Here is a 16,941-nt window from a genome sequence, read left to right as displayed (position 1 = left end):
TTTCTTAGCCCTTTATTTTTATTCCGTGGTACTTATTATTTCCTTATTCGACTTATCAATCTGGCTAACCTTCATTTCCTTTGCCTTATCTGGATCCACCTCTTCCTGAAGTCCAAGAAGTGTCGGACCGAGGTAAATTGTTGATAATGGCTCGCCGTTTAGCGTAACCTTACTGTACTCGGTGAAGTTTTGGCCTTTGATGTAGTATCTTCCACCTACGTTTACAACCTTATCAATCTTAACAGTCTTAACGCCCATCTTCATCTTTGTAGCCTTGACTGCATCCTTGCTTCCGCCGTATATGTAGCGGTCACCGTATAGCATATCGTATGCTAAGAGGTTGAGTCCCTCTAGGAAGCTCTTATCATTATGATTCGTATTCTGCTGATATTTAAATACTGTTCCCTCGTGTATTCCCACTCTATCGCAGACATCTGCAGTTAGCTCGTAGGCGTGCTGGTCCTTATCCTGCTTTTCCATATCAAAGTTAGACCAGATTACATAAGGTGTCTGATATAGATCCTTATCGTATGAATCTGCTGTGATATCAAGCGCTGGGATATGGTCTCCGTACATTACAAGAATCGTCGGCTCATCGAGCTTTGATAATGTATCTGTAAGTTCCTTTACAAACTGATCCATTTCATAAAGCTGATTTACATAATACTCATACTTCCACTTTAGATCCTGTGATGGAGCATCAGTAACCGTAACCTTTGGGTTCTTCACGAGCTGCTCCGTTGGGTACTTTCCGTGTCCCTGAACAGAAATCGTGTATATATAATCTCTGGACTCTGTAGAATTTAGCGCCTCCATAATCTGATTCGTCAAAATCTTATCCTTGGCCCAGTTCTTTGGTGTCTTTGGCACGTCACTCATGTACTCAAGTGATGTGAATGTGTCATATCCAATATTCTTAAATACTTCGTTTCTGTTATAGAACAAAGCTCTATGATTATGGATTGCATGCGTTGAGTAGCCTCTGTTCTTTAAATCTAATGCAATGCTCTCTGCTGGTGTATTTCTCAAAACTGACTTGAATGGATATTCTCCTGGTCCAAAGAACTTAACTGAAAGTCCAGTCATGACCTCAAACTCGGTATTTGCAGTTCCGGCACCGCAAGCTGGAACTGTCAGATATCCAGAAGAATAATTAGCCATCAGATTTCTGAAATTAGGTATTGCATCCGTCGAAAGCTTTATCTTATTGAAAAGCTGCGGATCTGTGAACGACTCTAGCTGCAGGAAAATGATATTAGGAGATTTCTTTCCTATATCCGTGTTCTTTACTTCTAGTGCCTCTTTTCCGTCTTTAATATTTGCCTTCGCTAGTATGTCCTTCATTGCTGTTTCGCTATATCCTGCAGGCTTGTGGATACCCGTGTTCAGCCATGTATTAACAAAGCAGTACGGTGCACCGTAGTCCTGATACGCGTAAGCTAGGTTTCCGAAGAAGGTCGCAAGCACATTGGTTTTGATAAGTCCCCATGTTGCACCAAATGTAACCGCAATAACTAGAGCTACCATAGCAACGCTTTGTTTGAACTTACCTGTCATGTTCTTTCTTGGTAGCTTAATCCAAAGAATTACAATAGTGATAACGAGCAAAATCAAAACGCCCGCTATGATAGAAAGCTGGAATCTGTTAAAGTAATTCGTTAAAATTGTAGCCGCATCGGTAATTGACGATAGGTCTTTAACGGTAAAAGGCGTCATTCTTTCGAGCAAGATTACACCGTTTGCCACACCAATCGCAAGCCAGATGGTCGATATGATGACCATGAAAAACGACCGTCTTTTGAAAAGACATGAAATGGAAAGTGTAGCAGCTATAATTAAGCTGTTATACAAAAAGATTATTGGACTATGTATTAAAAAACTAAATCCACCTAAATATTTTCTTGCGAGTGTCTCTATAATCAGATTGATTGCAAATCCTAAGATCAAGCAAAGCACTATGCCGTTTTGCCCGATCTTCTGTCTCGCGCTCTGTAGCTTACTCATCCTTTTTCTCCACAAATACTGCAAGTTCGTCTGAAATTGCAGCAAAATCCTCTATTGAGAGTGTCTCCGCTCTCCTTGTAGGCTCAATATTTAGCCTCTCTAATGCCTGTTTTATCTCATCCTTGCTGAAGCCAGCTCCCGTTAGGGAATTGGAAATCGTCTTGCGCCTCTGCCCAAAGCCTGCTTTGATGCAATTGAACATCAGCTTTTCGCTCTTTGGATGCACTGGCTTTTCCGTCCTTATGCTCAGCTTGAGAACTGCAGAATCAACCTTTGGTACAGGGTAGAATACCTCTTTTGGTACCTCGGTGACCTCACTGACCTCGCAGTAATATTGCACTGCAAGTGAAATAGCCCCGAAAGTTTTACTTCCTGGCCCTGCCATGATTCTATCAGCAACTTCCTTCTGCATCATAATTGTTATCGACTCGATGTTTATCTCATTTTCGAGCAGATACATGATGATAGGTGTAGTTATATAGTATGGCAGATTTCCTATTACCTTAGTATGTTGAAATTTTGAAGACTTTATGATGTCGTTCAAATCCGTCTTGAGAACATCTTGATTTATGACTTCAATATTGTCGTACCCTTTCAGTGTAAAGTCAAGTACAGGGAGCAAATTTTTGTCGATTTCTATCGCACAAACCTTTCCTGCTTCCTTTGCAGCTTCAACTGTCAAAACACCGACGCCAGGTCCAATCTCGATAACGAGATCTTCCTCGCTTATGTTCGTCGCCTCAATAATACTGTCTATTACACCTTTGTCAGTTAAAAAGTTCTGCCCCAGACTCTTCGCATTGTGAAAGCCAAACTTTTTCCTTATGTAATTTAAAGTGCTTAGGGAATATAATTCCATGTTTTTAGCTATTTCCAAGCTTCTCGTTCACCTTTCTGATTGCTTCATCAAAATCATTGCGGCTAACTCCCATCAAATTGAGCTTCTTTAGCAGGGACTTGCCGTTGCAATAACCAAGCCCGAGCAAGTCGCCAAGCAAGGTGCGCCTCTCCTTTGATGATTCACCACCTATAAGTTCATTATCGCTGAGGTCCGCAGAAGAAAACTCCTCTCTTCTTCCTGTAATCGTGCACTTTGCGAGTTTCAGTGCATTGACTATGTCCTCAGGTCTTGCATTTTCTATACCAATGTCTCCGTTTTTCTCAGCTTTTGCAGCGGTCAAAAAGGCCTGCTTTGCATCAGGATACCTAGCGCAGATTCGCTCCCTTATCTTGCGACCTGCGTGGTCTGGATCCGTCATTACAATCAGCCCTTTAGTTTCATACGCATTATCTAGTTTTTTCCATGTTGCTGCCGAGATTCCGTAACCGTGAGTTTCTATGGTTACAGCCTCTACCGCCTTGTTTATAGCGGCAGTGTCATCCCTTCCCTCGACAACGATGACCTCGTTAATAACCGGCTTTTCTTCCATTATTTTTTGTCCTTATTAACCTTATCCTTTTTGCCATCTAGGACATAAAGAACCTCGCCCGGCTTAATCATCTTGAGCTGTTTTCGAGCCTGCTCCTCGATGTAGTCGAGTTCGTTGACATTCTTGAGCTCTGCAGTAAGGTCATCCTTCTTCTGCTCTAGCTCTTTCTGGGTCTTCTCGAGGTGGTTTTTCTCAATGTGAAGCGTAACAATCTTCTTTATCGAAAACGCACAGCCTATGAGGAGAAAAAGAACTATCAAAGACAGAACCAATCTACCTGTATTTAATTTTTTCTTCGCTTTTCTCGTTGACTTTGCCATTCCTCAGCCTCAATCATCCTTTGTTCTATACAAGAACATCTCTCTCCCGTATCCATAATCCCCGTGTCATCGCACAGATTACACTTATATCTCTCTTCCATGTAATCCATATCGTAGTTGTTTTCGGTCAAAATGATGGCGCGCTCCTCGTATAGCATATTCATCTCATCATTTAGGCTCTTAGACTCGCCATTATCCTGTCCGTATAGCATCATTCCTGAAAGCTTTGCACTCAAGGAATGAATACTTTTCTCTATTTCCTTTATCTTTGGAAGCTTCTTGTAGATTTCCTTACGTCTAGCATCTGCATCTGTTTCTGCCTTCTTGCGCAAGAAATCGTAGTACTTGTTCAAAACCGCTCTGCTCACAGGTTTCTTTTCGTTTACATCCCTGTTATCTTCGCTTGCTTCCTTTCTCCAGTTGTCGAGAATTGAGTTCACATACTTCAGATTAGGATTCGAAATTCCTGCAGTCTTACTGCAAGCCTCTAGCACCTTATCCATCTTAAAGCCCATCTCATCAAACCAGCTGTCCATGAGTCTCTGCTCTTCCTCGGAAGGATTTCTCGAAAAACCGAGCGCCTTCATAACACGTCTATATCTTACGTGTCTCTGGTCGTTTTCTTCAAGATAATTGTCGACATCCTCACTAGTTTTGATACCAATCTTGGTCCATTCCTCGATTACTTTTTCTATGTATTTAAAGCTAACCTTGCCCTTATCTGAACAATAAACCACTGCTTTTTCAACAACTTCAGGCGTCGCCTTCACATCGTCTATCCACGATATGACACTCTGCATGTCACTGCTAGATAAAGTGCGTCCTAAAATCTTTTCTATCTTTGGCATCAAAGCAGGAATTGCCTCGCTACCAAAAACGCTCACAGGTTCAACGCCCTGCGAATCCTTTTGTTCTTCTCCCTTAGCTCCACCGTAAATCAATTCTTTGAGGTCTATAAACTCGACTGCAAAGTCAGCCTTGCCCTCTCCGTAGAAGCGCTTTTTGATGGCGTTCATATCCTCCCAGTATTCCCAGGCTTCAATGATTGTCTTTTCATCTACTGCAAGCTCCTTTGACATCTGAGCATTATCCAGCGGATAGCCTAACTCTGCGTAAAGCCTTGCATAAAGGTACACCTTAACAAAGTCCCCCGGTGCTATCGGAAGAAATTCATTTATGAAAATGTTCTCGAGAGGCATATCACCAAGATACATATCTCGTCTTTTTGCTTTGATATATTTCATGGATTTCTCCTAATAATCTGCTATGTGCTCGCCAATAATGGCGCGCTAAACTATACCATGTCGCTGAACTTGGTATATCTTTCTACCCAGGTCAAATCGCGTCTTGCGGTCTCACCGTTTCTATGCTTTGCGATAATGACTTCGCAAACATTTGGCTTTTCACTCTCCTCGTTATAGTAGTCATCTCTATAGAGGAATATTACCATATCCGCATCCTGCTCGATTGAGCCTGATTCTCTAAGGTCGGAAAGCATAGGTCTGTGGTCATTTCTAAGTTCTGGTGCACGTGAAAGCTGGGAAAGTACTAGCACTGGACAGTCCATCTCTCTAGCAAGCAGCTTCAGGTATCTTGAAAGCTTACTGATTTCTTGCTGCCTGCTCTCAGATCTACCTTCAGACGTCATAAGCTGTAGATAGTCGACAATCACAAGGTCAAGTCCATACTCCGCCTTCATTCTTCTGCACTTATTTTTCATCTCCATAACAGTGATACCTGGAGTATCGTCTATAGTGATGCTTGTCTTTGATAAAATGTCTGCAGCTATATTTATCTTCTGCCAGTCATTTATCTCTATCTTACCCTTTCTGATATTTGAAAGCTCAATGTTACTTTCCATCGAAAGAAGTCTTTGTCCAAGCTGGTCCTTAGGCATCTCAAGGTTAAAGATGATGATTCCCTTCGATCCCCTCTTCGCTGCATTAAGAGCAATATTTAGCGCAAATGAACTCTTTCCCATAGCAGGTCTTGCTGCTAGGATTATGAGGTCAGAACGCTGGAAACCTCCAGTGATCTTATCGATTTCTGTAAAGCCTGAAGGAATACCCGTAACATCGCCGTCTGAACCTGCAGCTTTGTCAATCATCTCAACGTTTTCCATGATGACATCTTTGATGTGTGAGTAATCGTTCTTCTGGCGTTTCTGCGCAATTTCAAATATGTTCTGCTCTGCAAAGTCAAGGATATATCCTGCATCCTCACTCTCCTCAAAGCTCTTTTCTCTTATCTCATCGGCAGCCTTAATGAGCCTTCTAAGCTGTGCCTTTTCGGCTACAATCTTAGCGTAACCTACTGCATTTTTCGCAGATGGCACATTCGCTGTAAGCGATGCAATATATGCTCTTCCCCCTGCTATTTCGAGGCTTCCACGCTTTTTTAGCTCATCGCAAACAGTAACGATATCTACTGATTCGTTTCTTCTGCCAAGCTCTAGGATTACGTCGTAGACTTCCTTATGAGCTGCATCGTAGAAATCATCAGCCTTTACCGTCTCGAGTACATCAAAAAGTGCATCCTTATCAAGCATTGCGGCGCCTAGTACGGACTGCTCTGCTTCTTTATTATGCGGAGGTATCTTCTCTGTCATTTTTGACTCCTAATCTACAAGCTCAACCTTTATCTCACCTTTGATCTCGTGATATAGCTTAACCACTACATCAAAGCTACCAAGCTGCTTTAGTGGGTTTGCAAGCTCAATTTTCTTCTTTTCGATATCCATTCCAAGCTGTTCTTTGATAGCATCAGCTATATCCTTTGATGTGATTGAACCGAAAAGCTTGCCGCCTTCACCTGACTTTGTCTTGATAACAATCTTCTTATCCTTAAGCGCCTCAGCCATGCTCTGAGCTTGCTCTCTGTTTTCCTTTTCCTGCTGGATTTCGAGTGCTTTTTGCTTCTCTAGACTTCTTAGATTTGCCTTTGTTGCCTCAACCGCTAGCCCCTTCTTGAGAAGCATATTTCTTGCAAAACCATCGCTTACCTCAAGAACTTCACCAGCCTTACCTGTACCTTTTACATCCTGTTTAAGTATTACTTTCATTTTTTTCTCCTTTTTCTAATAATCCCAGTACTATCTCTAGCACTTCCTCAGGTTTTTCTTTAACCTGAGCTCCCGCGGTATTCAAATGTCCGCCTCCACCGATTTTCTCAAGTAGAACCTGAACATTTATGTCCCCAAGCGACCTTGCACTTATGCAGGTAATTCCTTTATCGTTTACCCCTGCAACAAAGCTAGCTCTTATTCCTTTGATATTTAGGAGCTCGTCAGCAACCTGTGCATTGATTACCTGAGCATCCTGATTTTGTCCCTCACATATTGATACTGCAATGCCACCATCATAGAAACTTGCATTTGCAATAGCCTTGGCCCTAACTTTAAATGTGTCAGGATCAATTTGGAAGAATCTCTTCACCTCTGTTGTGTCAGCACCGGCTCTTCTAAGCCATGCAGCTGCCTCAAATGTTCTAACTCCAGTCTTTACAGCAAATCTATTTGTATCTAATGTTATACCCGCAAGAAGCGCTTCTGCCTCAAGTTTTACGAGTGATTTTCTCGGAATTACATATTGAAGCATCTCTGTTACAAGCTCTGAAGCTGACGATGCATATGTTTCAATATATGATAATGTTGCTCCCGTGATATAGTCCTCAGCCCTTCGGTGATGGTCTATTACAACGATTCTCTCCGTCTTATCCAAAAGTTCTGGAGCCTCTAAATAGCTAGGTCTTTGCGTATCTACGATAACTAGCAGAGTATCTGACTCTATCAAAGCATTAGCTTTCTCTGTTGAATCAAGATTATAGTTTTGCGTCGCTCTTACCTGGTCATATACGGCTTGCATAGTATCATTCACCTGATCAATAATAATGTGCGCCTCAGTTCCACTGTTGATACACATTCTGTAAATTCCAAGTGCAGAGCCAAATGCGTCCATGTCCGCATTTTGATGCCCCATAATCAAAACTCGATTAGACTGCTCGATAAGTTTTCTCAAAGCATGAGCAATGATTCTCGACTTACCCTTGCTACCCTTTTCTATGGACTGCGTCTTACCACCGAAGTAGCTGATTTCGGATTCCTCCTTGACAACAACCTGGTCTCCTCCGCGTCCTAGCGCAAGGTCAAGTGCCGCAGCCGCATACTCTGAGGTTTCCAATATGTTTGCACCACCTATTCCAAGGCCCATGCTAAGTGTCAGTGGAAAATCTGCTCCTGTATCTATCTTTCTCACATCATCTAGAATAGAAAACTTGTTGTTTACAAGCTCCTCAAAATGTCCGTACTGAAAGTATACGTTGTATATCGTGTCCTTGATTTTATCAAGGGATGCATCTATGTCAGCTGCCCACTTTCTAATGATGCGATCAACCTGACTAGTTACCGACATGCCGGTCTCTGGTGTTACAGAGCCTGCAAACTGGTCGTAGTTATCTACGTTTATACGACATACACATACTTTCTCAGAAACGTATTTCTTCTTAAGATCTTCATATCCTGTGACATCTCTGAAAAATACGATGATATCATCGCCATATTCATTCTTATCGCTATCTGCAATCACTCTAAACTTTCGGCCATTTCTATCGAGTAGATACTTATTATCCCCATCTAAAAGTGATTTTATCTTTATACCTGTGAGAGCAAAAAAATCGGCATCTTCTATTCCTTTGTAGGGGAAGACTCTGTCTATGAATCTGTTCGCACTGGTTACCTTACCATCCCTATTAACTATGCACATCGGCATAGGAAGGTCGGCTGATATAATGCGTTTTGCCACTTTTTCTGTCATCTTTACTTCTCCATTACGAATTTATATTTGCAACTCTGAGAATGTCTATCAATCTGTTCAGTTCATCCATGCTGTAATAGTGGAGTTGAATAGATCCGCCTTTTCCCTTTGCTTCAATATTTACCTTCGTACCATAAATATCTTTAAGTTCATTCTCCACACTGAGAATTTCCTTAGGTTTAACACGCTTTAAAGCCTTGTTTCTCTTCTGTTTTTCGGTGCTTGCGAGCTTTTCTGTTTCTCTCACCGATAGTCCTTCTGCGATAACTCTCTTGCAAAGTTCTTCCTGTTTCTGGAAATTATCTGCTGAAAGAATAGCTCTTGCATGACCTGCTGAAAGTCTACCTTCAGCAACCTCTTTTCTCACGCTTTCTGGGAGATTTAAAAGCCTCAAAGCATTGGTAATATAAGGTCTTGACTTACTTACACTCTTTGAAACTTTATCCTGTGTAAAGCCATATACCTTGATCATTTTCTCTAGACCCTCAGCTTCTTCTATAGGGTTTAGATCCTCTCTTTGCATATTCTCGATTATTGCAAGAAGCATATTTTCTTCATCTGTAAGAGTTCTCACAAGGCAAGGGACCTTCTTTAGGTCTGCTTCTCTTGCAGCTCTCCAGCGCCTCTCTCCTGCAACAATCTCATATCCTACTTCGGCCTTAGTCACAACCAGTGGCTGAATTATTCCGTGTTCCTCTATTGACCTAGCAAGTTCACTTATCTTCTCTGGATCAAAAGTCTTACGGGGTTGCCCGTGATTAGGTTTGATGTCATTTATATTTATATATTTGACACTATCACCTGATTCCTCCTGAGCTGGAAGCTTAATATCCTCATTAACCGCAACTTCACGGTCAGCAAATAACGCGTCAAGGCCTCTGCCTAGTCCACTCTTCTTTCCCTTAGTTGCCATTACTCTTCCTCCCTTTCGAGGAACTCCTCAGCAAATTCTCTATACGCTTCTGCACCCCTTGATTTAGGATCATACTCTGTTATAGCCATACCATAGCTTGGCGCCTCGGCAAGTCTAATATTTCTTGGAATAACCGTAGAATACACCTTTGCACCAAAGTACTTCTTGACTTCTTGAACAACCTGAACAGATAAATTAGTACGTCCATCGAACATGCTCAGAATTACGCCTTCAATCTCAAGCTCCTTATTGAGGTTCTTTCTTACAATTTCGATTGTGCTAACAAGCTGGCTAACACCTTCAAGAGCGTAGAACTCACACTGAATAGGAATAAGTACGCTCTGAACAGCTGTCAAAGAATTTATAGTTAGAAGACCTAGCGAAGGAGGACAATCGATGAATATGTAATCATACTTTTGTCTTACCTTATCTATAGCCTTTCTAAGCCTTTGTTCTCTTCCCTCAATTTGAACAAGTTCAATTTCGGCACCTGCTAAATCTACACTTGCTGGAATTATATCCAGCCCCTTTATATTCGTATGTAGAATTGCCTTTTTGGTATCAAAATCATCCTCAATCAAAAGATCATAGACTGTGTAATCTAGACTCTTTTTCTTGATTCCAATTCCACTTGTCGTATTCCCCTGAGGGTCAATATCTAAGATTAAAACTTTCTTTCCCAAAAGTGCTAGGCATGCACCTAAATTGATGTTTGTAGTTGTCTTGCCAACTCCACCCTTTTGGTTAAATATTGCTATTGCTTTTCCCAATTTTTTATCCTCCATAATCAAAAAATGGACTTGATTTATTATATACCAAATAGAGCTTTTTTTCCACTTTTTTATATAAAAACAGAGAATGTTTCACGTGAAACATTCTCTATTCTATCATACTTACAATGGCTGTTTTGACGGCGTTCCCGCTTTTCTTGGATATTGCCTTGCAGTGTTTTGCAGTTTTTTTATTTTTACAAAGCAGTGATCAATATTTTCATGGTCAGAAGATATGATTTCTACTTTTCCTCCACCGAGAATTTTTATTGCTTTTTCAGCATTTTTGATTTCCTCTTCTGCCGTTCCCGTCTTATACGCGATAAAATATCCTCCTGGTTTGACCATAGGTAGGCAATATTCACATAGAGTTGATAGGTTTGCAACCGCTCTCGAAACACAACAATCAAAGGTTTCCCTATACTCTTGGTTATGCCCTAAATCTTCAGCTCTCCCATGAACTGTGCTAACATTGCTTATGCCGATTTCCCCACAAAGTTCATCTATTACTTTTAATCTCTTGTTCAGCGAGTCTGCTAGGATAAAATCAGTCTGTGGATATACTATAGCAAGTGGAACTCCAGGAAATCCACCACCTGTTCCAAGGTCCATAATCCTGTTACCAGGTTTTAATAAGCCTAATTTGGCTAGCTTTAGTGAATCAATATAATGCTTTTCTACAAAATCATCTTCCTCAGTAATTGCAGTCAGATTGATTTTTTCATTCCATTCAAGAACGCCATTCATATAGAGTTCAAACTGTCTCAAGGTGTCATCGTCACTAGGGAGTGCAAGAGCTTTAAGTTCTTCTTTAAGATTTTGCTTTTTCAATTCTCTTCTCCTTTTCTAAATGAACCTGAAGCACATTTATATCTGCTGGTGACACGCCTGAAATTCTTGAGGCCTGTCCTAAAGATACTGGCTTAATCTTATTAAGTTTCTGTGCTGCTTCAATTCTGAGACCGTCTATTTGTTCGTAATCTATATCGCTAGATAGAGGTTTTCTCTCAAGTTTTTTAAATTTCTCAACCTGTTGAATTTGTTTTTTTATATAGCCTTGATATTTTATTTCTACTGAAACCTGAGCTCTTGCATGCTCAGACATTTCAGGTCTTTCCTTGTCTATTTCTAGGAGGTTTTCATATGTTACCTCTGGTCGCTTTAGAAGATCTGCAAGGCTAATTTTACCCTCAACCGGAGAACTGTTAATTTTTTCCAAATATGCATTTGTTTCCGCCACAGCTGGTGTTACCGAGCTTAGTCTTTCGATTTCTCTCGCAACTTCCTCTTGCTTTGATTTAAGTCTGTTAAATCTCTCCTCAGAGGCTAGTCCTATCTCATAACTCTTCTCTGTCAACCTATCATCTGCATTGTCTTGTCTCAGAAGCAGCCTATATTCCGCTCTGCTCGTCATAATTCTGTAAGGCTCGTTAGTACCTTTAGTTATTAAATCGTCGATTAGAACGCCAATATAAGCCTCGTTTCTCGCAAGAATAAAAGGATTTTTACCATTTATTGCCAAATGTGCATTCACGCCTGCCATTAGTCCCTGAGCAGCTGCCTCCTCGTATCCCGAGCTTCCATTAAACTGTCCAGCACAAAATAACTTCTCTATTATCCTGCTCTCCAAATTTAATTTTAATTCTAGCGGATCTATGCAATCATATTCTATTGCGTATGCAGGTCTAGTAATAACTATATTCTCAAGCCCCTCTATACTTTGATAGAAATCTCTCTGAACGTCCTCTGGAAGACTTGAGCTCATTCCCTGGATATACATTTCCTCTGTATCAAGTCCTTCTGGCTCAATGAAGAGCTGGTGTCTTTCCTTTTCGGCAAAACGATTAACCTTATCTTCTATTGAAGGGCAGTATCTTGGTCCTATTCCCTCAATTTGTCCACCAAACAAAGCGGAACGGTTAAAATTGTCTCTGATTATCTCATGAGTTCTACTGTTTGTATATGTGAGCCAGCATGAAACCTGTTCCTTATCAATTTTATCGTTAAGGAAAGAAAACGGCACGATTTTTTCATCGCCATTCTGCTCTAGCATCTTTGAATAATCAAAGGTTGATGCCAGTGCCCTCGCTGGAGTTCCAGTTTTAAATCGTCTTAGCTTTATTCCATATTCAGCAAGTTTATTCGAAAGCTCATTTGCAGGTGCAAGTCCGTTTGGTCCACTTGAATAAGCGCTGTCTCCTATAAATATCTTTCCACGAAGGAAGGTTCCAGTTGCAATGATAACAGCCTTTGCCCTGTAAACAGCGTGATTTCTTGTAATAACTCCGCAGGCTTTTCCATCTTCAATTATTATATCGATGATTTCATCCTGCTTCATAAAGAGATTTTCCTGCTTTTCTATGGTCTTCTTCATCTCAAGATGATATTGATATTTATCAGCCTGTGCTCTAAGAGAATGAACTGCAGGTCCTTTTGCTGTATTTAGCATTCGACTTTGTATAAAAGTCTTATCTATATTTACGCCCATCTCACCGCCAAGAGCATCAATTTCCCTCACTAGATGGCCCTTGCCAGTTCCACCAATAGAAGGATTGCAAGGCATCATAGCTATAGCCTCTAAATTGATAGAGAACATAATTGTCTTGCTTCCCATTCTAGCTGCTGCTAGTGCTGCTTCGCAGCCTGCATGACCTGCTCCTATGACGATTACATCGTATTTTCCCATTAAATACTGGTCCATCTATTTCTCCATTTTGATATGATTGAGATTTATTTACCTAAACAAAATCTACTAAATACCTCATCTATGACATCATCCTGCACCGAATCACCTGTTATAAATCCGAGCTCTTCGTATGCATTTCTAATATCTATTTCTAGGAATTCCAAAGGAATATTTCCGCTGACTGCATTAATAGCTTCTCCAAGTGAAACACTTGCTCTTTCTAACATATTCTTATGTCTTGCGTTTGTAACTATATTGCTCTTTGGTGATCCTGCAAGCCTATCTGTTTCACTTTCTTTTCCTAATAAGAGATTTCCACCTGCCTTCTCAAAGATTGCATTTTCAACCTCATCAACCGATTTACTATCGTTTACAGAAGTTAACATATAGCGCATGCCATCAGCAAAAGAAATCATATCTTCTTCTTTTATTCTCGCAATCTTATCAGCCTTATTGAACAAAATTAGAAGTTTTGACCTATCTACCTGACTAAGAATATCATAATCTTCATCAGAAATCTCAGATGTCAAATCTATCATAAATATAACTAAATCCGCTGATTCCAAAGACTTCTTTGATTTATCTATACCAATTTGTTCAATCACATCATCGGTAGTTCTAATTCCCGCTGTATCTATTAGATTTACAGGAATTCCCTTTACATTTATGAGCTCTTCTATCGTATCTCTTGTCGTTCCAGGAATTTCAGTTACTATAGCCCTTGACTCTCTGAGTATAGCATTCATCAAGGATGATTTTCCAACATTTGGACGACCTACAATCGCAACATTAATGCCTTCTCTCAAAATCCTACCTGTATCAGAGCTTCCTATGAGATAATCGATTTTTTCTTTTATCTGCTTGAGTTCTTTTTCTAGCTTATCATAAAGTATAAACTCTATATCCTCGTCTGGATAGTCAATATTAACCGCAATATCAACTAAAACATCCGTTATTTCCTTACGTATTTCATTTATCTCTTTAGAGAATCTTCCCCTTAATTGTTCCATGGCTACATCAAAAGAGGAATTTGTCTTTGAATTTATGACATCAATTACGGCTTCAGCCTGTGTTAAATCAAGCCTTCCGTTTAAAAAGGCTCTCTTTGTAAACTCACCAGGCTCTGCTAAATCAGCACCACAACGTAAAACAAGTGAAAGCGTATTCGATAATGGTACAATTCCACCGTGACAATCTATCTCTACTACATCCTCAGCTGTGTAGGTCTTTGGCGCAGGAAAATAGACAGCTAGAACTTCATCTATAATGTGTCCTTGCTCATCTTTTATGTGGCCGTATATGAGTTGTCTATGATTATCCTTTGGCGCTAAGTTCTTACTCGCTGGATAAAATATTTTGTTTAGGATATTTAGGGATTCTTCTCCACTTATCCTTATAATTCCAATTCCGCTTTCTCCCGGAGAAGTTGCTATAGCAGCTATTGTACTTTCCATAAATCTTCCTTTGATTACAAAAGGCTGCCGCAAAGCGACAGCCTAATCTACTATTTAAGTTCGATATGAATCCTTCTGTATGGATCCTGACCCTCACTCTTTGTTGTAACGCGTGGATCTTTTTGTAGTGTTGCATGAATAATCTTTCTCTCGTAAGGATTCATAGGCTCTAGCTTGAATGGCCTACGGCTTCTTACTACCTTTTCTGCTAGTCTCTTTGCTAGCTTTTCCAAGGCTTTCTCTCTCTTTGCTCGATAATTCTCAGCATCAACAACTACGCGAATATACTCTCCGTTACCCTTATTTACCACAAGGCTAGTCAAGTACTGAATTGCGTCGAGAGTTGCTCCTCTCTTGCCTATTACGGTTCCAGAGTCCTTTCCTTCTAAGAGGAAGAACAAATCGGTTCCGTCTGTTTTACCTACAACGTCAAGCTCAATTCCCATCTCTTCTACAAGACCCTTTAGGAATACAAAAGCTGCATTGTCCTCTTCCAAATCATTTAGGGAAGACATATCGATTTCTGGAATGACAGGTTCGCTTGTCTGATTTTCATCATCGCGCGGTCTGTCATTTCTCATAGATTTTTTCTTCTTTTTCTTGTGCGATGGTGATTTATGTGTTGCCTCTGCATTATCCTCAGAAGCCTTCTCACTATCTACATTTGCATCTTCAGTGGATATTTCTTGTACTTCTTCTGCAAATTCTTGCTTATCATCTTCTTTCTTGAGCTCTTCTTCCTTATCCTTAAGGCTTACTCTAACGAGCGCAAGCTTTGATCCTATTCCAAAAAATCCTCTTGAAGGCTGCTCGAGTACTTCTATGTCTACCTCTTCCTTGCTTGCATTTAATTCCTGCAAGGCAAGTTCAACTGCGGTATCCACATCGGTTCCCCATTTTTCCGAAACTTTCATCTTATAGATTCCTCCAATGAGTGTACGTGAATACTAATTATTTTTTCTTCTTTTTACCCTTTTTATCCTTTGCCTTCAATTCTTTTCTCAACTTATTGAATCTGATGTTGAAGAATATCTGAGTAAAGTTACTGATAAACCAGTAAATTGCAAGGCCTGCTGGATATGATCTTCCTAACCAAACTATCATGATAGGGAATATATATTTCATCATTCCCATGCCCATATTAGAACCCTGCTGTCCTAGCTGGTTCTGCTGTGACATTGAGAAAGAGAAAAATGTTGCTATACCCGAAAGTATTGGCAAAATCCATGGGTCTGGCTGACATAAATCCTTAATCCAAAGGAAAGATTCGTGTACAGCGAATACCATGTTCTCATCATTGACATAGTTCAGAGGATTTCTAAGCAGAATAAAAAGACCCGAAATAACTATGAACTGAACAAGCATAGGCATACAACCCGCACTTGGGTTAAAACCTGACTCCTTGTATAGCTCAGCTATTTTCTGGTTCATCATGTCTTTGTCATTAGCATACTTTTTCTTGATTTCGTTCATCTTTGGCTGCATATCTGCCATGCCAGAAGTTGAAAGAATCTGCTTCTTATATAGTGGGTACATCGCTACTCTTATCAGAACTGACAAGAGGACAATTGCTAACCAATAATGTCCCGTTATGTTATAAAAGAAAGCGAGCAGTATACTAAACGGTTTGGCTAAGAAATTAAATAAAGCCATATACTAAATTCCTCCGTTATTTTAAAGGGTCGTAACCTCCTGGATTACCAGGATGACACTTTAAAATTCGTTTAATACCTAAGTAACTGCCTTTAATAGGTCCGTACTTCTGTAGTGCCTGTATGCAATAAGTAGAACAAGTTGGATAGAATCTACATGTCTTTGGAAATAGCGGAGATATAAAAAGCTGATAGAATCTAATTAGCTTTATCATGAAGAATGAAACAATCTTACCAATAAATCTAAACATTTTTCTTTATTTTAGCCTTTCTCAAAGCTGAGGAAATTGATCTTTTTACATCATCCTCTTTCTTATCGTTAATAGTATTTCTGGCTATGAATATAAAATCGTAGCCAGAATCTAATCCATCACAAAGATATCTATATCCTTCCTTCATCAGTCTTCTTGCACGATTTCTTTTCACACTATTACCTACTTTTTTGCTTGCTAAAAAAGCAGTTCTATTATAGGCTAAGTGGTTCTTTCTCCAGAACAGTACTATGTACCTATCTCCTACAGAATTTCCTTTTTTGTAGATATTATCAAAATCGGACTTTTTTCTTATTACATTAGGTCTCAACATACTAAAACACTTACTAAGCTGAAAGTCTTTTTCTTCCCTTAGTTCTTCTTCTCTTTAGAACGTTTCTACCATTCTTAGTAGCCATTCTCTTTCTAAAGCCGTGTTCCTTCATTCTCTGCCTGTTCTTAGGCTGAAATGTCTGTTTCATTGTTTTTACCTCCTCTTTTGTAAACTTACCTGCATCTTCTAAATTTCAAAAACGCATACAAAATTATTTTATATTGATATACATTCTATGTCAATACAAGATTTGAATTTTTCAACGTTTTGAGCCTAAAAGCTATATGTGGATAATTATGATAAAGTTATCCTCTAT

At 39.9% G+C, this 16,941-nt stretch carries 17 protein-coding genes; all 17 read right to left on the bottom strand.

Annotated elements, in window-relative coordinates:
• Nucleotides 1-18: 18 nt before the first annotated feature.
• On the bottom strand, nt 19-1,974 hold the full coding sequence (locus tag ADJ67_00705; GenBank protein AKT47608.1) for a hypothetical protein: 1,956 nt from the start codon (nt 1,972-1,974) through the stop codon (nt 19-21).
• A 22-nt stretch (nt 1,975-1,996) separates the two neighbouring features.
• On the bottom strand, nt 1,997-2,863 hold the full coding sequence (locus ADJ67_00700; GenBank protein ID AKT47607.1) for a 16S rRNA methyltransferase: 867 nt from the start codon (nt 2,861-2,863) through the stop codon (nt 1,997-1,999).
• A gap of 4 nt (nt 2,864-2,867) precedes the next feature.
• Nucleotides 2,868-3,434 (bottom strand): hypothetical protein, encoded by a 567-nt coding sequence (locus ADJ67_00695; GenBank protein ID AKT46372.1) that lies wholly within the window; start codon nt 3,432-3,434, stop codon nt 2,868-2,870.
• Nucleotides 3,434-3,754 (bottom strand): hypothetical protein, encoded by a 321-nt coding sequence (locus tag ADJ67_00690; protein AKT46371.1) that lies wholly within the window; start codon nt 3,752-3,754, stop codon nt 3,434-3,436. The genes ADJ67_00695 and ADJ67_00690 overlap by 1 nt, the downstream gene beginning before the upstream one ends.
• Complete coding sequence (locus ADJ67_00685; GenBank protein AKT46370.1) at nt 3,718-4,998, bottom strand: hypothetical protein; 1,281 nt, start codon at nt 4,996-4,998, stop codon at nt 3,718-3,720. The genes ADJ67_00690 and ADJ67_00685 overlap by 37 nt, the downstream gene beginning before the upstream one ends.
• Before the next feature lie 50 nt (nt 4,999-5,048).
• The gene (locus tag ADJ67_00680; protein ID AKT46369.1) at nt 5,049-6,362 is read right to left on the bottom strand and encodes a DNA helicase; all 1,314 of its coding nucleotides are present in this window, start codon (nt 6,360-6,362) and stop codon (nt 5,049-5,051) included.
• A 9-nt stretch (nt 6,363-6,371) separates the two neighbouring features.
• Nucleotides 6,372-6,815, bottom strand: coding sequence for a 50S ribosomal protein L9 (locus tag ADJ67_00675; GenBank protein ID AKT46368.1), 444 nt, complete (start codon nt 6,813-6,815; stop codon nt 6,372-6,374).
• The gene (locus ADJ67_00670) at nt 6,799-8,565 is read right to left on the bottom strand and encodes a hypothetical protein (protein AKT46367.1); all 1,767 of its coding nucleotides are present in this window, start codon (nt 8,563-8,565) and stop codon (nt 6,799-6,801) included. Before ADJ67_00670 ends, ADJ67_00675 begins: the two co-directional genes overlap by 17 nt.
• Before the next feature lie 13 nt (nt 8,566-8,578).
• The gene (locus ADJ67_00665; GenBank protein ID AKT47606.1) at nt 8,579-9,394 is read right to left on the bottom strand and encodes a plasmid stablization protein ParB; all 816 of its coding nucleotides are present in this window, start codon (nt 9,392-9,394) and stop codon (nt 8,579-8,581) included.
• Nucleotides 9,395-9,477: 83 nt separating this feature from the next.
• Entirely contained in the window at nt 9,478-10,248 is a 771-nt protein-coding gene (locus ADJ67_00660) for a chromosome partitioning protein (GenBank protein ID AKT46366.1), read from the bottom strand.
• Nucleotides 10,249-10,371: 123 nt separating this feature from the next.
• Complete coding sequence (locus tag ADJ67_00655) at nt 10,372-11,079, bottom strand: 16S rRNA methyltransferase (GenBank protein ID AKT46365.1); 708 nt, start codon at nt 11,077-11,079, stop codon at nt 10,372-10,374.
• Nucleotides 11,060-12,949 (bottom strand): tRNA uridine 5-carboxymethylaminomethyl modification protein, encoded by a 1,890-nt coding sequence (locus tag ADJ67_00650; protein ID AKT46364.1) that lies wholly within the window; start codon nt 12,947-12,949, stop codon nt 11,060-11,062. Before ADJ67_00650 ends, ADJ67_00655 begins: the two co-directional genes overlap by 20 nt.
• Before the next feature lie 29 nt (nt 12,950-12,978).
• On the bottom strand, nt 12,979-14,388 hold the full coding sequence (locus ADJ67_00645) for a tRNA modification GTPase MnmE (GenBank protein ID AKT46363.1): 1,410 nt from the start codon (nt 14,386-14,388) through the stop codon (nt 12,979-12,981).
• Between the two features lie 50 nt (nt 14,389-14,438).
• Complete coding sequence (locus ADJ67_00640; GenBank protein AKT46362.1) at nt 14,439-15,302, bottom strand: hypothetical protein; 864 nt, start codon at nt 15,300-15,302, stop codon at nt 14,439-14,441.
• Nucleotides 15,303-15,339: 37 nt separating this feature from the next.
• On the bottom strand, nt 15,340-16,041 hold the full coding sequence (locus ADJ67_00635) for a membrane protein insertase YidC (protein ID AKT46361.1): 702 nt from the start codon (nt 16,039-16,041) through the stop codon (nt 15,340-15,342).
• Nucleotides 16,042-16,283: 242 nt separating this feature from the next.
• Nucleotides 16,284-16,625 carry a ribonuclease P gene (locus ADJ67_00630; protein ID AKT46360.1) on the bottom strand — a complete coding sequence of 114 codons (342 nt, stop codon included), beginning with the start codon at nt 16,623-16,625 and terminating at the stop codon, nt 16,284-16,286.
• A gap of 13 nt (nt 16,626-16,638) precedes the next feature.
• Nucleotides 16,639-16,773 carry a 50S ribosomal protein L34 gene (locus ADJ67_00625; GenBank protein AKT46359.1) on the bottom strand — a complete coding sequence of 45 codons (135 nt, stop codon included), beginning with the start codon at nt 16,771-16,773 and terminating at the stop codon, nt 16,639-16,641.
• Nucleotides 16,774-16,941: the final 168 nt, after the last annotated feature.

This window comes from Eubacterium sulci ATCC 35585 (assembly GCA_001189495.1).
Lineage (GTDB): Bacteria > Bacillota > Clostridia > Peptostreptococcales > Anaerovoracaceae > Eubacterium_B > Eubacterium_B sulci.
The sequence above is the reverse complement of the archived record's forward strand: the minus strand, read 5'-3'. Positions and strand labels throughout refer to the sequence as shown.

What these genes read in the sequence shown, in the direction of transcription:
- ADJ67_00700 (AKT47607.1), bottom strand. Translation starts at nt 2,863, where the DNA reads ATGGAATTATATTCCCTAAGCACTTTAAATTACATAAGGAAAAAGTTT.
- ADJ67_00695 (AKT46372.1), bottom strand. Translation starts at nt 3,434, where the DNA reads ATGGAAGAAAAGCCGGTTATTAACGAGGTCATCGTTGTCGAGGGAAGG.
- ADJ67_00690 (AKT46371.1), bottom strand. Translation starts at nt 3,754, where the DNA reads ATGGCAAAGTCAACGAGAAAAGCGAAGAAAAAATTAAATACAGGTAGA.
- ADJ67_00685 (AKT46370.1), bottom strand. Translation starts at nt 4,998, where the DNA reads ATGAAATATATCAAAGCAAAAAGACGAGATATGTATCTTGGTGATATG.
- ADJ67_00680 (AKT46369.1), bottom strand. Translation starts at nt 6,362, where the DNA reads ATGACAGAGAAGATACCTCCGCATAATAAAGAAGCAGAGCAGTCCGTA.
- ADJ67_00675 (AKT46368.1), bottom strand. Translation starts at nt 6,815, where the DNA reads ATGAAAGTAATACTTAAACAGGATGTAAAAGGTACAGGTAAGGCTGGT.
- ADJ67_00670 (AKT46367.1), bottom strand. Translation starts at nt 8,565, where the DNA reads ATGACAGAAAAAGTGGCAAAACGCATTATATCAGCCGACCTTCCTATG.
- ADJ67_00650 (AKT46364.1), bottom strand. Translation starts at nt 12,949, where the DNA reads ATGGACCAGTATTTAATGGGAAAATACGATGTAATCGTCATAGGAGCA.
- ADJ67_00645 (AKT46363.1), bottom strand. Translation starts at nt 14,388, where the DNA reads ATGGAAAGTACAATAGCTGCTATAGCAACTTCTCCGGGAGAAAGCGGA.
- ADJ67_00640 (AKT46362.1), bottom strand. Translation starts at nt 15,302, where the DNA reads ATGAAAGTTTCGGAAAAATGGGGAACCGATGTGGATACCGCAGTTGAA.
- ADJ67_00635 (AKT46361.1), bottom strand. Translation starts at nt 16,041, where the DNA reads ATGGCTTTATTTAATTTCTTAGCCAAACCGTTTAGTATACTGCTCGCT.
- ADJ67_00630 (AKT46360.1), bottom strand. Translation starts at nt 16,625, where the DNA reads ATGTTGAGACCTAATGTAATAAGAAAAAAGTCCGATTTTGATAATATC.
- ADJ67_00625 (AKT46359.1), bottom strand. Translation starts at nt 16,773, where the DNA reads ATGAAACAGACATTTCAGCCTAAGAACAGGCAGAGAATGAAGGAACAC.